Origin of the sequence: Simonsiella muelleri ATCC 29453, from assembly GCF_002951835.1 — a bacterium.
Taxonomy (GTDB): Bacteria; Pseudomonadota; Gammaproteobacteria; order Burkholderiales; family Neisseriaceae; genus Simonsiella; species Simonsiella muelleri.
The window spans coordinates 1,363,525-1,376,577 of sequence record NZ_CP019448.1 but is presented as its reverse complement, the minus strand read 5'-3'; the positions used below and the strand labels follow the sequence as shown (position 1 = coordinate 1,376,577).

The window sequence follows — 13,053 nt, the reverse complement described above, 5'->3', positions numbered from 1 at the left end:
TTATTGAGATACTTTAAATGTCATTTAAATCAACGTTATTTACGGCCAAAAACCTTTGCAAAACCTCATTTTTTTGATAGTTATAAAAAAATAAATTCCTAAAGTTTCAATTAGTTATTTTTTTGAAATTTGTAAATTCAGAGGTTTTGAAAAGGTCTCATTATACAATATTCAAGATACTTAAACGCAAAAAAACAGCCATTTTCAGGCTGTTTTTTTAATTTGGTGCCGGCGGCAGGAATCGAACTCGCGACCCCCTGATTACAAGTCAGGTGCTCTACCAACTGAGCTACACCGGCTGAAGAAGTGGCTATTATGCCAATCTGCTTTCGGCTTGGCAAGTATTATTTTTTACTAAATAATTAACATATTGTTTTATATGAAATTAATTACATTAAACTTGATGCTAAATACTTTAGGCTACCTAATAAGGTTGTAAACCATGCTCCGTCATGGTCAAAACACGCTCAAAGCGAGTCGCCAATTCATCATCATGCGTTACCACCACCAGTGCAGTTTGCAGCTCATTTTTCAATTCCAACATCATATCCAAAATATTCAACGCATTTTTTCTGTCTAAATTACCTGTGGGCTCATCCGCCAAAATACACGTGGGACGTTTGACCAACGCACGTGCAATCGCTGCCCTTTGACGCTCACCACCCGATAATTCAGTAGGACGATGCAACATTCGTTGTTTTAAACCCACGCGCTCCAACATCGCTGCCGCTTGTGCTTCGGCTTCGTTGCGCGACATTTTGCCAATCAAAAGCGGCATCATCACATTTTCCAATGCACTAAACTCTGCCAATAAATGATGAAATTGATAAACAAACCCAAGATATTGATTACGCAGGTGCCCTAATTGCGTTTGATTCAGGCTGCCTAAATGCCGCCCCATTAATTGCACGCTGCCTGAAGTCGGTTTATCTAAACCACCCAAAATGTGCAGCAATGTGGACTTGCCACTGCCCGATGCGCCAATGATACTGACGCTTTCGCCAGCGTTCACATCAAACGTTAAATTTTGCAATACTTCAACGTGTAACGTACCATCTTCGTAGATTTTGCCAACGTTTTGGCAAGAAATAATGGGTTGATTATTCATATCGCAATGCCTCTGCTGGTTGAGTTTTGGCCGCACTCAAACTTGGGTAAATCGTTGCTAAGAAAGATAAAATCAATGAAATGACCGCCACGCCAATCACATCGGCAGCCTGAATATCACTTGGCAAATAATTAATAAAATACACTTGTGAAGCCACAAAATGTACACCAAATATTTGTTCTACAAATGAAACTATTGTGCCAATTTTCCACGCCAATAATAAACCAAAAATCACACCAAAAAATGTCCCTAAAATACCAGCCACCATGCCTTGTACAATGAAAATTTTCATCACGCCACGCGGCGACATACCCAAAGTTCGCAAAATCGCAATGTCAGATTGTTTTTCGGTAACCGCCATCACCAACGATGACACCAAATTAAATACCGCCACCACAATAATACACGTTAATAACAAAGTTAATAACCGTTTTTCCATTTCTACTGCATTGAAATAACTGCGATTATTATCCGTCCAATTGCGTACCCAAATTTTGTCTAGCAAATCTTTGGGAACAATTTCGCTCATGAAAGCTGGCGCATTTTGTGGATCAGCCAAACGCAAACGCAATGCAACGCCTTCATTACCCAAACGATACAATTTTTGTGCGTCTGCTAAATGCGTGATAGCAAGCGAACTATCTGCTTCATCTACGCCCGTTTTGACGATACCCACCACGTTAAATTGTTTCAAACGTGGCACAACACCAGCAGGCGTTACGTTGCCTTCGGGTGTGATGATGGTAATTTTGCCGCCTTTTTCTGCGCCAATGCTTTCAGCCAGCCCTGAACCCAAAATGATACCAAATTCATCATCTTTCAAATCGTTGAAGCTGCCTGAAACCATTTTGTTGCCATAATCCACGACTTTGGTTTCCATGTCTGGCAAAATACCGCGAATTTGTGCGCCACGTACTTCGCCAGAACTGGCCAATAAGGCTTGTCCTGCTACATAAGGTGCGGTAGAAATAACGCCTTTTTTATCAACGACTAATTTTTGTAAATTTTGCCAAGTATCGTTTTCTTCAGTTTGAATGTAACCGATTTCTGCGTGGGGAGCGATGTTGAGCAATTGTCCACGAATTTCTTTTTGAAAGCCGTTCACGACAGACAGCACCAATATCAAAACCACCACGCCCAAAGTAATGCCCACCATGGAAATCATGGAGATAAATGACATAAAACCACTACGTTTTTTGGCGCGTAGGTAACGTAAACCTATCCAAGTTTCTAATCCCATTTTTATAGATTTTGTTGTGAATGAAAAGTTTAGGATTGTATCAAAGTTTTGCGTTTTCAGGCTGCCTTTACAGTACACGACAATTTTTCTGTATTTTGGGCTGTATGCCAGTCGCACGCCATATTTCAGGCAGCCTGAAGATTATGGTTATTTTAAAGAATCAAGCGATAATTTTCGCTATATATGATTGATTAATTTTAATTTAAAGCACTATATTCATTCTTGTGCATTCGCATAACGTTCAATTTCCACACCCACTTCTTGCACATTCGGCAAAATGCCTGGTTTGATGATTTGCAAATGAATCCACGCAATTTCTACAAATGTCTGAAACAAAAATTGTGCCACATCATTCGCCAAACTCTCTAATAACAAAAATTGTTGTTCATGCAAATGCTGGCGCAATCGCTCGTGTACCACGCCATAATGTACAGTTTCACTGATTTCATCATTATTCTTGAAAGTGTCCTTTAAACCAATTTCCAAATTAAATACAAGAGATTGCCTATTTTGACGCTCCCATTCATACACGCCAATCAGCGTTTCTAAATGCATACCGCGCAGGAATATTTTGTCCATTTTGTTAAGTTCCGTTAGAATAGCGAAATATTTATTGTAAACCAATTTTGGAGTGTATTCATGGCTTTCATTTTAATTCCCTTAATGACAGTAGTGGCTTATTTACTCGGTTCGCTATCGGCGGCAATTATTGTATCGCGCTATTTTGGCATGGAAGACCCACGTACTTACGGCTCGGGCAACCCTGGCGCAAGCAATATGCTGCGCAGTGGACGCAAAGATGCAGCAGCATTAACATTACTCGGTGATGCACTCAAAGGTTTGGTGGCAGTATGGTTAGCAATGGGGTTGCAATCTCTGTTTGACATGGGTGATGGCATTGTGGCAATGGCAGGATTGGCGGTTGTTATTGGTCATATGTGGCCTTTGTTTTTCAATTTTAAAGGCGGCAAAGGCGTGGCAACTGCATTGGGTGTGATACTGGGTATGTCGTTGTGGGTAACGTTTTGGGCATTGGCAATTTGGTTGGTGATTGCATTTAAATTCAAAAAATCATCTTTAGCTGCTTTAGTGGCTGCGGCAATTGCGCCATTTATTTCCTTTATCGTCCAAATTCCGCATCCTAAATTAAGTTGGTCATTATTCTTCATTTCTGCGTTGGTTTTGTATCGCCACAAAGACAATATCAAACGCTTGATGGCTGGCAACGAATTAGGCATCGGTCAAGCCGCCAAACCCCTAAAAGATGGCAAAGTACAAACTCATGATGAATCACTCATCATGGAGGGAACATCTTCCAGCGAATTGGAAGCCATTAAAGAAGAATTGGCTAATGCCGAAGAATTCATTTTACCCACTCAACATGATTTGGAAAACAGCAAGCAACAAATCAAAGAAACCGTTGAACACGTCGTGGAAACCACCAAAGAATTGGCACAAGAAGCTGTGGAAAATGTCAAAGAAACCGTGGAAATCACTGTTGAACAACACCAACACGATTTGGAAAACAGCAAGCAACAAATCAAAGAAACCGTTGAACACGTCGTGGAAACCACCAAAGAATTGGCACAAGAAGCTGTGGAAAATGTCAAAGAAACCGTGGAAATCACTGTTGAACAACACCAACACGATTTGGAAAACAGCAAGCAACAAATCAAAGAAACCGTTGAACACGTTGTGGAAACCACCAAAGAATTGGCGCAAGAAACCGTAGAAAACGTCAAAGAAACCGTGGAAATCACTGTTGAACAACACCAACACGATTTGGAAAACAGCAAGCAACAAATCAAAGAAACCGTTGAACACGTTGTGGAAACCACCAAAGAATTGGCGCAAGAAGCCATAGAAAACATCAAAGAAACTGTGGAAATTACCAAAGCAGGAATTGATAATGCCATTGAAAAACAAGATGCTAAAGTGAAATCTGATATTCAGAATTTGAGTACTCCAGAGGCGACCACAACCAAATCAAAAAATACACGTAAAAAGAAATAATCAGTAAAATAAAGGCAGCCTGCAAAAGTGATTTGGCTTTTCAGGCTGCCTTTTTATGTGAATTTTCAAGGAACAATCATGCAACAACGCAATTTAACACAATGGCTCACGCATTTGGAAACTGCACACAGCAACGGCTTAATTGACATGGGTTTAACGCGTGTCGCTCATGTGAAACACGCCATGCAATTACAGCCAACTTGCCCCGTGATTATCGTGGGCGGAACGAATGGCAAAGGTTCAACTTGCGCCTTTTTATCGCAAATTTACGCGCAAGCTGGCTATAAAGTCGGTACCCTTACCAGCCCCCATTTACTCAAATTCAATGAACGCATTACCATCAACACCCACCCCGTTAGCGATGAACAAATTGTGGCGGCATTTGAACGAATTGAATTGGCACGTGATAAAATTTCATTAACTTATTTTGAGTTCAATACGTTGGCAGCGGTTGATATTTTTCAGCGCGAACACGTTGATGTGATGATTTTGGAAGTTGGTTTGGGTGGGCGTTTGGACGCGGTGAATATTTTTGATGCAGATTGCGCCATTGTTACCAGTGTGGATTTGGATCATCAACAGTTTCTAGGCGATACCATTGAACAAGTCGCATATGAAAAAGCAGGTATTTTCCGCTCTGCCAAACCCGCGATTTGCGGACAAAATCCACCGCCACAAAATTTGGTGAATCACGCAAATGAAATTGGTGCAGAATTGATTTTATTCAAAAAAGATTTCTTTTTCAGCAAACTAGAAAATCAACAATGGTCATTTCATTTTTCAGGCAGCCTGAAAACACGTAATCGCAATGCGTTGCCCATTCCTGCGTTACGTGGTGGTTATCAGTTGAACAACGCCAGTTGCGCATTAGCGGCGATTGAATGTTTACACGAGCGTTTGCCTGTGGATTTGGGCGCGATTAAACGTGGTCTGTTAATGGCGGAAAATATTGGGCGTTTTCAAGTTTTGCCTGGTCGTCCCATTTGCGTGTTAGACGTGGGACACAATCCGCACGCGGCACGTGCATTGCGTCAAAGTTTATGCTCACTGCCATTCGCACAACACCGAATTGCGGTGTTCAGTATGTTGGCAGACAAAGACATTGATGGCGTTTTAGCAACAGTCAAAGACCAATTTGATGAATGGTATATTGCGCCTTTACACCTACCACGTGGCATGAATTTAACTGATTTGCAAACAAAATTACAACAACACCAAATTGACCACGTAAAATCTTTCGAGAATATTCAGGCAGCCTGCACGGCAGCCTTATCAGCTGCAACGGAAAATGATAGAATCGTTGTTTTCGGTTCATTCCACACGGTGGCGGAAGCCATGGCGGTGTGCAAATAAATATTTTGGGATACGGCAATGGCTCAACGACATCAACGACAAAAATCATCACGTCAGCATTCTGAATTAAACGCATACATTCAGTCAGACAAGCAGCCTGAAAACACCACTCAGACTGACGAGTCTGACGTGGAAATTTTGGAAGAAGTCCACTATGTCATTGAGGAAGAATACGAACAATTACAACGCCGTAACCGCCGCCGTTTGGTAGGGGCGGGTGCATTGGTGTTGGTGGCGGGCGGTTTATTTGCAGCAGCGACCACCTCCAATATGCCTGCGCCTAAATTGGTAACGACCGACCAAAATCCGTATGTGAAAACAGAAATTTTGCGTCCTGATAACGGTGCGTCTGCTGTTGCTAATTATGACTTATCAGCCAATGCAGAAGAAATGAGCGATGACACGCCCCTTATCCAAACCCAATTACCCAAAAAATCTGCAACCACCGCTGCATTGGATACGAATAAAGATGACAAAGCAGTAACACTAACTGCCAGCGAAAAAGCCGCACAAGACGCTCGCTTGCAACGCGAAAAAGCACAACGCATTGCCTTACGCCGCAAACAAGAAGCCGAACGCCAAGCCCAATTGGCACAAAATAATTCATCTGCCAATAATAACGCCACCGCAACCAAGGCAGCCCCAAAAGCCACCAACCCAACCAATAATAATGTTGCCGTCAGTACAGCCAAATCCACCGCGCCAGCCGCAGCCGACCAAGCCGAAGCTAAACGCAAAGCGCGTGAAGACGAACAACGTCAACGCAAAGCGCAAGCCTTAGCAAGCAAAGCTGAATCCGAACGCGCCGCCAAAGAAATCGCCGCCGCCGAAAAAATTCATCAAGCACAATTGGCTGCCGATAAAGCACGTGTTGCCGAACGCAGCAAAATTTTAGGCAATAACAATACCGCCACCAAGCCCGAAACCAATAACAACACCAGCAGCGATAAAATTCAACAAGAAAAACAACGCGCTCAACGTATTGCCGATGAGCGTACCAAAGCCAATAAACAAATTGCCATTCAAGCTGGTTCATTTGCCGATAAAGCACAAGCCCAAAAAATGCAGCAACAACTCAAAGGCATGAACTATAGCGCAGGCATTGAGGAAGTGAAAACTGAAAAAGGTACAGTCTATCGCGTTAAAACAGGTAAATTCGCCAACAAAGATGAAGCAGACAATGCCTTGAAAAATATGAAAGATAAAGGTGTGAAAGGAATCATTGTTGGACAATAATATAACCATTTCCGCCTTTACCCTTTTTGATGTACTCGCACTGTGTAGCGTCATTGCGTGCATTGCGTCGGCAGCGATGCGTGGCGTAATGGCTGAAGTACTGGCATTTGGTGGCTGGCTGCTGTCGCTGACTGTGGCGCGGTCTTTGTGTAATATAATTGCGGAAAAAGCTTTTTCCAATCTACAACCACATGAAATGGCAGTGGTAATTTCTTTCGTATTGATATTTGTCAGTATGAGGATTTTGCTGCATTTTCTACACTATTGTTTAGATTATTTTATTAAAATTGCCAATTTATCGCGCTTGAATCGGGTTTTTGGTGGTTTGATTGGTTTACTAAAAGGATTGTTGATTGTGAGTTTGACAGTACTGGTTTGCTCGTTTACCACACTGCCTGAAAGCGAAAGCTGGCAAATTGCCAAAACATCAAAATTTTTTGAACGCATGGCAAAATTACTCGCCCCTACCTTGCCTGATTTCTTAAGAGAACAAGTGATTTTCCCACCCAGAATCGGCGATGTAGACGAATCCATTACCAATGAAAATTCTAAAAATGACAACCATTCTGCACCCAATAAGAAAAAAAATAAACGTAATTTGCCAGAACCCACGTCTATTGAACCAACAGAATTGCGTTATTATTAGAATTCATTCATTTTCAGGCAGCCTGAAAAAATATTCCCCCTATCTCATTTACGGAGCTAACCACTTATGTGCGGTGTATTTGGTATGATTGCCCATGAACCTGTTAATCAAATGCTATATGATGGCTTGCAGATGCTGCAACATCGGGGTCAAGATGCAGCTGGTATTGTTACCACGCAAGGAAATCGTTTTCATATGCATAAAGGCAAAGGCATGGTGCGCGAGGTCTTTCGCACACGCAATATGCGTGAGTTGCACGGCAATGCAGGCATTGCTCATGTGCGCTACCCAACGGCTGGCAACGCAGGAAGTTCTGCGGAAGCACAGCCGTTTTATGTGAGTTCGCCTTTTGGTATCGTGTTGGCACATAATGGAAATTTAACCAATACCGCCGAATTGTATCAAGAAGTGTACGCACAATATTTGCGTCATGTGAATACACAATCGGATTCCGAAGTTTTGTTAAACGTATTTGCTCACGAGTTGCGTGTGGCGGTTTCAGGCAGCCCGACACCATTAAATTTATCGGTTGATGATATTTTTCAGGCTGTCTCGCAAGTTCAGGCCAAAGTACGCGGCGCATATGCTATTGTGGCATTGATTGCGGGTTATGGTTTGGTGGCATTTCGCGACCCGAATGGTATTCGCCCATTGGTTTTGGGCAAACGCGTAGAAAATGATGGCAAAACGTCCTACGCCGTGAGTTCTGAAAACATTGCATTTAGCAGTTTGGATTTTAAATTAGAGCGTGATGTTGGTGCAGGTGAAGCCATTTTCATCACATTAGACGGACAATTATTCAGCAAACAATGCACCAAAAAACATCAATTGTCGCCTTGTTTGTTTGAATATGTATATTTTGCGCGACCTGATTCAGTAATTGATGGCGTTTCGGTTTACCAAGCGCGTGCGGACATGGGCATCACGCTGGCTAAAAAAGTAAAACGCGAAATTGATGTCAATGAAATTGATGTGGTGATGCCTATTCCCGATACCAGCCGTCCAAGTGCAATGGAATTGGCACGATATTTGGGTAAACCATATCGCGAGGGCTTGATTAAAAATCGCTATATTGGACGGACCTTTATCATGCCTGGACAAGCCACGCGCAAAAAATCGGTACGTCAAAAATTGAATCCGATTCCAAGCGAATTTGCAGGTAAAAATGTGTTATTGGTCGATGATTCCATTGTGCGTGGCACAACCAGTCGTGAAATTGTGGACATGGTACGCGCATCAGGGGCGAAAAAAGTATTTTTTGCATCGGCTGCACCTGAAGTGCGGTTTCCCAATGTGTACGGCATTGATATGCCTACGCGTGAAGAATTAATCGCGCATCAACGCAGTGCAGTAGAAATTGCCCATGAAATCAATGCTGATGTGTGTGTGTTTCAAGATTTGCACGATTTAGAACAAGCCATTCGCCATTTAAATCCTGAAATTGATGGTTTTGATTCATCGTGTTTTAGTGGTTGCTATGTAACAGGCGATGTGAATGAGGCGTATTTGAACGAATTATCCGCCAGTAAACATTCACCCAAACAAAATCTACCCATGCCTACGCTGATTGATTACAGCGTGAGCGTGGAAGATGATGATAATTAGAAATCGTTGATAATTTATGGGCATTACTTATCCATAAATTGTTATACCCGGTTAAGCTGATTTTCAGACCGAAGCCTTCACAAAAAATTTTCAGCTAAAACCAAAAATTAAAATTTAAATTTATCAATTAGATAAAATTTTCACGCTCAAAGGTAAAAGTTCCAGCCTGAAAATTTAGAACCTGTGTTCGTAAAATTGATAACTTGATTTTATTGACCATTTTTGCGAATACAAGGCGGTTTTTTTAAGCCAACGCATTAGGCGTATAAAGTGGCAATAAAAGCAAGCTATTAAGATTATGAACACAGGTTCTTGCCTTTTCAGGCAGCCTGAAAGTTCTACCGCATCATCACCCACAGCAAACAAATAGAACGTGATTTCATAAATCTTTTGTGAACTTGTTTGCATCAAAAACGCAAGAATAATGCAATCCCCATCATAGTGTTTTTAATCTTGACTAAATCACTAGGTTATTGAATAATTCGCGTCATAATAAAAAACGGAGTCATCAGCCATGCGACTAACAACCAAAGGGCGATTCGCCGTAACCGCCATGATAGATTTGGCAATGAACGCACAAGACCACGCCGTCAAACTCAACGCCATCAGCGAGCGACAACATATTTCACTTTCTTATTTAGAACAATTGTTTAGCAAACTTCGCCGCGCAGGTTTGGTGGAAAGTATTCGCGGGCCAGGTGGTGGCTATATTTTGGGAAAAGCCGCCGACCAAATTAATATCGCGCAAATCATCGCAGCCGCCGAAGACTGTTTGGACGCAACCTTGTGCAGTGGCAAAGCCAATTGCCAAAGCGGTTCGCCGTGTTTAACCCACAATTTATGGGCAAATCTCAATCACACAATTAACAGTTATTTGAGCAGCATCACACTGGCCAGTTTATTGGAACAACCACCACCCGATACGAATTCTCAAGTGGTTAAATTAACTTATATTCATTAAATTTTCAGGCTGCCTGAAACATAACAACACATTTCAAGGACAAAACCATGACCATCAAAACACCCATTTACTTAGATTACGCTGCCACTACACCCGTTGATAAACGTGTTGCTGAAAAAATGATTCCGTATTTAACTGAATTATTTGGCAATCCAGCTTCTAGTAGCCACAGTTTCGGTTGGGTCGCCGAAGAAGCAGTAGAGACCGCTCGTAAAAATATCGCCGACTTAATCAACGCAGACAGCAAAGAAATCGTCTTCACCAGTGGCGCAACCGAATCCAACAACTTGGCAATCAAAGGTGCAGCGCACTTTTATCAATCAAAAGGTAAGCATTTAATCACCGTCAAAACCGAACACAAAGCCGTGTTAGACACCATGCGTGAATTAGAACGTCAAGGTTTTGAAGTAACTTATTTGGGTGTGCAAGAAAATGGTTTGATTGATTTAGAAGAACTCAAAGCCGCTATTCGTCCCGATACCATTTTGATTTCGGTGATGTGGGTGAACAACGAAATCGGTGTGATTCAAAACATTCCCGAAATCGGTAAAATTTGTCGTGAACACAAAATTATTTTTCATGTGGATGCAGCCCAAGCCTGTGGTAAAACACCTATTGATGTAGAAGCTGCCAACGTGGATTTGCTGTCTATGTCGGCGCACAAAATCTACGGTCCGAAAGGCATCGGCGCATTATACGTTCGCCGCAAACCTCGCGTACGCTTGGAAGCGCAAATGCACGGTGGCGGACACGAACGCGGCTTCCGTTCTGGCACATTACCGACACACCAAATCGTAGGCATGGGCGAAGCTTTCCGATTGGCAAAATTGGAATTGGAACAAGACACGGCACACGCTCTAAAATTACGTCAAATTTTCTTGGACGGTATCAAAGACATTGAAGAAGTGTACATCAACGGCGATTTGGAAAACCGCGTGGCAACCAATTTGAACGTGAGCTTTAACTTTGTGGAAGGCGAAAGTTTGATTATGGCGGTGAAAGAATTGGCGGTATCTAGCGGTTCGGCGTGTACTTCAGCCAGCCTAGAACCCAGCTACGTTTTACGCGCACTCGGTCGCAATGACGAATTGGCGCACTCATCGCTACGCATCACTTTTGGTCGCATGACAACCGAAGACGAAGTGAAATTCGCCGCCGAACTCATCAAATCGCAAATCGGCAAATTGCGCGAAATGTCGCCGTTGTGGGAAATGTTTAAAGACGGCGTGGATTTGAGTACGGTTGAGTGGGCAGAACATTGATTTTTTAGGTTTCAGGCTGCCTGAAAAGGATAAAATAGGATTTTAGGTTGCCTGATAAAGTAAAACTTAATTTTATAAATGGAATAATTCAAATGAATAAATTTTTATATAAAAATGAAGGTTCAATTGATGAAATTTTTCTAAATGCTCTAAATTTTGCATATAGTTTTAATCAACCTATTCATCTTGTTTTTCCTAAAAAAGGGCAATTTGAAAGTACTAATATTGGAAAATTATTAGACAATTTAACTCCTAATTTATCAAAAAAATTATCAAAAGGAGGAAAGGTTAATAATTTAGATTTTTTATTACCAAATCAAATTAACGATCAAACATCGCAAGGGATTGTGCTGGCTGTTTATTGCACTCTTCGTGATATGAATAAAATTACTTCAGATAGTCATCCAGACAGTAATATTATCTATATTTCGTGGAATATGGAAGAAGCAAATAACTGGGAAAATATTTGGAAAAATAACGGATTAGAGATTAAACATGGTACTCCGAATAATCAGGAAATTGTATTAAATCCTAAAGTTGAAGAAGTGTTACGCCGTTTGACAAATGTTGTTAATTTAACAACTGGACTAGCTCATCCTTCTGATAAAAAAAGCGCTATCAATGAATTTAAAAAGTTGAAACAACTTGGTATTAAAGAAAATCCTGAATATATTGGAAATTGGGCATTAGCAAATGGCTGGAATGCTAGACATATTGATGATTTAAAAAAATTAGCTACTCAATATTTATTGTAAAGAAAATATTGTTATCCAACCTACTTTCAGGCTGCCCGAAAAAGGAAACGCCATGCCCCCACATTTACTCGAACAGCGTTGCCAAACACTATTAGAAGCCCACGCCAGCAATTTGATTGAACACATGGATATGGGCAATGATTTTTTAAACGAATTGCTTGAATTAGCCAAACAAAACATTAGTAATCAAGAATTTGAACGTTTGGCGATGGCTAAATTATTAAGCCCTTATCAACAAAATGTATAACGCCCGACTCGCCCATGAACAAACCGTTTACGACCGTTTAATTATTGCAGGAACGCCGTATTTCAAAAATAAAATGAACTTACAAGGCGTGGAATTAGAAACATTTGAAGCACGTTTAGTCAGCATTAAAACGATTACGCGCCCGACTTTAACGACTTTCAGGCTGCCTGAAATCCAGTTACTGCATAAACACTTGTTCAGCGAATTATACGAATGGGCAGGCGAATTGCGCCAATACACCACAGGACGCGGCGAAATCCCGTTTTGTCGCCCCGAATTTATCGTATCGTTTTACGGCGATGTGTGGCGCAAATTGCAAAATGAACAATTTTTGCGCGGCTTAAATCGTGAAGATTTTGCTCAACGAAGCGCATATTATTGCAGCGAATTCAATGCGGTACACCCATTTATTGAGGGCAACGGCAGAATCACGCGCCTGCTGTTGCAAGATTTAGCCGCAACCAACGGCTACCGCATTTCCATGACCGCATTGGAAAGCGACAAAGGCGCGTGGTATGCTGCCATGAAAGCCGCTTTTGAAGCCGCAGATACGCGTTTGTTGGCAAAATTGATTTTGTCGGCAATGGAATAATTTCAGGCAGCCTGCGCTCCTTTAAGACGGCATAA

General features: G+C 41.7%; 13 protein-coding genes, 1 tRNA gene and 1 pseudogene. 11 read left to right on the top strand and 4 right to left on the bottom strand.

The features are described 5' to 3' along the window. Nucleotides 1-223 precede the first annotated feature (223 nt). The 3 genes from BWP33_RS06735 to BWP33_RS06725 all read right to left on the bottom strand — a co-directional run bounded on the left by BWP33_RS06735 (nucleotide 224) and on the right by BWP33_RS06725 (nucleotide 2,348). Nucleotides 224-299: transfer RNA gene (locus BWP33_RS06735), tRNA-Thr, on the bottom strand. Nucleotides 300-424: 125 nt separating this feature from the next. Then, nucleotides 425-1,108: a lipoprotein-releasing ABC transporter ATP-binding protein LolD gene (lolD, locus tag BWP33_RS06730; protein ID WP_002642539.1), complete on the bottom strand. Its 684-nt coding sequence runs from the start codon at nucleotides 1,106-1,108 to the stop codon at nucleotides 425-427. Continuing rightward, nucleotides 1,101-2,348: a lipoprotein-releasing ABC transporter permease subunit gene (locus tag BWP33_RS06725; protein ID WP_002642540.1), complete on the bottom strand. Its 1,248-nt coding sequence runs from the start codon at nucleotides 2,346-2,348 to the stop codon at nucleotides 1,101-1,103. The genes lolD and BWP33_RS06725 overlap by 8 nt, the downstream gene beginning before the upstream one ends. A gap of 20 nt (nucleotides 2,349-2,368) precedes the next feature. Here BWP33_RS06725 and BWP33_RS12410 point away from each other — a divergent pair, with 20 nt between their 5' ends. Continuing rightward, complete coding sequence (locus tag BWP33_RS12410; RefSeq protein ID WP_155999611.1) at nucleotides 2,369-2,539, top strand: hypothetical protein; 171 nt, start codon at nucleotides 2,369-2,371, stop codon at nucleotides 2,537-2,539. Nucleotides 2,540-2,564: 25 nt separating this feature from the next. Here the strand turns inward: BWP33_RS12410 and BWP33_RS06720 are convergent, their stop codons facing one another. Continuing rightward, nucleotides 2,565-2,927, bottom strand: a complete 363-nt coding sequence (locus BWP33_RS06720) for a dihydroneopterin aldolase (RefSeq protein ID WP_002642541.1) — start codon at nucleotides 2,925-2,927, stop codon at nucleotides 2,565-2,567. Between the two features lie 84 nt (nucleotides 2,928-3,011). On the opposite strand from BWP33_RS06720, the pseudogene plsY reads away from it, so the two are divergent. From plsY to BWP33_RS06670, 10 genes and pseudogenes are all read left to right on the top strand, one after another. Next, nucleotides 3,012-3,590 (top strand): annotated as a pseudogene (gene plsY, locus BWP33_RS12975) (glycerol-3-phosphate 1-O-acyltransferase PlsY); the annotation flags it as partial. An 849-nt stretch (nucleotides 3,591-4,439) separates the two neighbouring features. Next, nucleotides 4,440-5,714 carry a bifunctional tetrahydrofolate synthase/dihydrofolate synthase gene (gene folC, locus BWP33_RS06710; protein WP_002642544.1) on the top strand — a complete coding sequence of 425 codons (1,275 nt, stop codon included), beginning with the start codon at nucleotides 4,440-4,442 and terminating at the stop codon, nucleotides 5,712-5,714. A gap of 18 nt (nucleotides 5,715-5,732) precedes the next feature. Then, a complete protein-coding gene (locus BWP33_RS06705) occupies nucleotides 5,733-6,950 on the top strand; it encodes an SPOR domain-containing protein (RefSeq protein ID WP_002642545.1) in 1,218 nt (405 codons plus the stop codon). Next, on the top strand, nucleotides 6,940-7,596 hold the full coding sequence (locus tag BWP33_RS06700; protein ID WP_002642546.1) for a CvpA family protein: 657 nt from the start codon (nucleotides 6,940-6,942) through the stop codon (nucleotides 7,594-7,596). The genes BWP33_RS06705 and BWP33_RS06700 overlap by 11 nt, the downstream gene beginning before the upstream one ends. A 66-nt stretch (nucleotides 7,597-7,662) precedes the next feature. Continuing rightward, complete coding sequence (gene purF, locus BWP33_RS06695; RefSeq protein WP_002642547.1) at nucleotides 7,663-9,201, top strand: amidophosphoribosyltransferase; 1,539 nt, start codon at nucleotides 7,663-7,665, stop codon at nucleotides 9,199-9,201. Between the two features lie 514 nt (nucleotides 9,202-9,715). After that, nucleotides 9,716-10,162 carry a Fe-S cluster assembly transcriptional regulator IscR gene (gene iscR, locus BWP33_RS06690; RefSeq protein WP_002642548.1) on the top strand — a complete coding sequence of 149 codons (447 nt, stop codon included), beginning with the start codon at nucleotides 9,716-9,718 and terminating at the stop codon, nucleotides 10,160-10,162. A 47-nt stretch (nucleotides 10,163-10,209) separates the two neighbouring features. Further along, the gene (locus tag BWP33_RS06685; protein ID WP_002642549.1) at nucleotides 10,210-11,424 is read left to right on the top strand and encodes an IscS subfamily cysteine desulfurase; all 1,215 of its coding nucleotides are present in this window, start codon (nucleotides 10,210-10,212) and stop codon (nucleotides 11,422-11,424) included. Between the two features lie 92 nt (nucleotides 11,425-11,516). Continuing rightward, a complete protein-coding gene (locus BWP33_RS06680; protein WP_002642550.1) occupies nucleotides 11,517-12,179 on the top strand; it encodes a hypothetical protein in 663 nt (220 codons plus the stop codon). A 52-nt stretch (nucleotides 12,180-12,231) separates the two neighbouring features. Continuing rightward, nucleotides 12,232-12,426 (top strand): hypothetical protein, encoded by a 195-nt coding sequence (locus BWP33_RS06675; protein ID WP_002642551.1) that lies wholly within the window; start codon nucleotides 12,232-12,234, stop codon nucleotides 12,424-12,426. Then, a complete protein-coding gene (locus tag BWP33_RS06670) occupies nucleotides 12,419-13,018 on the top strand; it encodes a Fic/DOC family protein (RefSeq protein ID WP_002642552.1) in 600 nt (199 codons plus the stop codon). Before BWP33_RS06675 ends, BWP33_RS06670 begins: the two co-directional genes overlap by 8 nt. Nucleotides 13,019-13,053 lie beyond the last annotated feature (35 nt).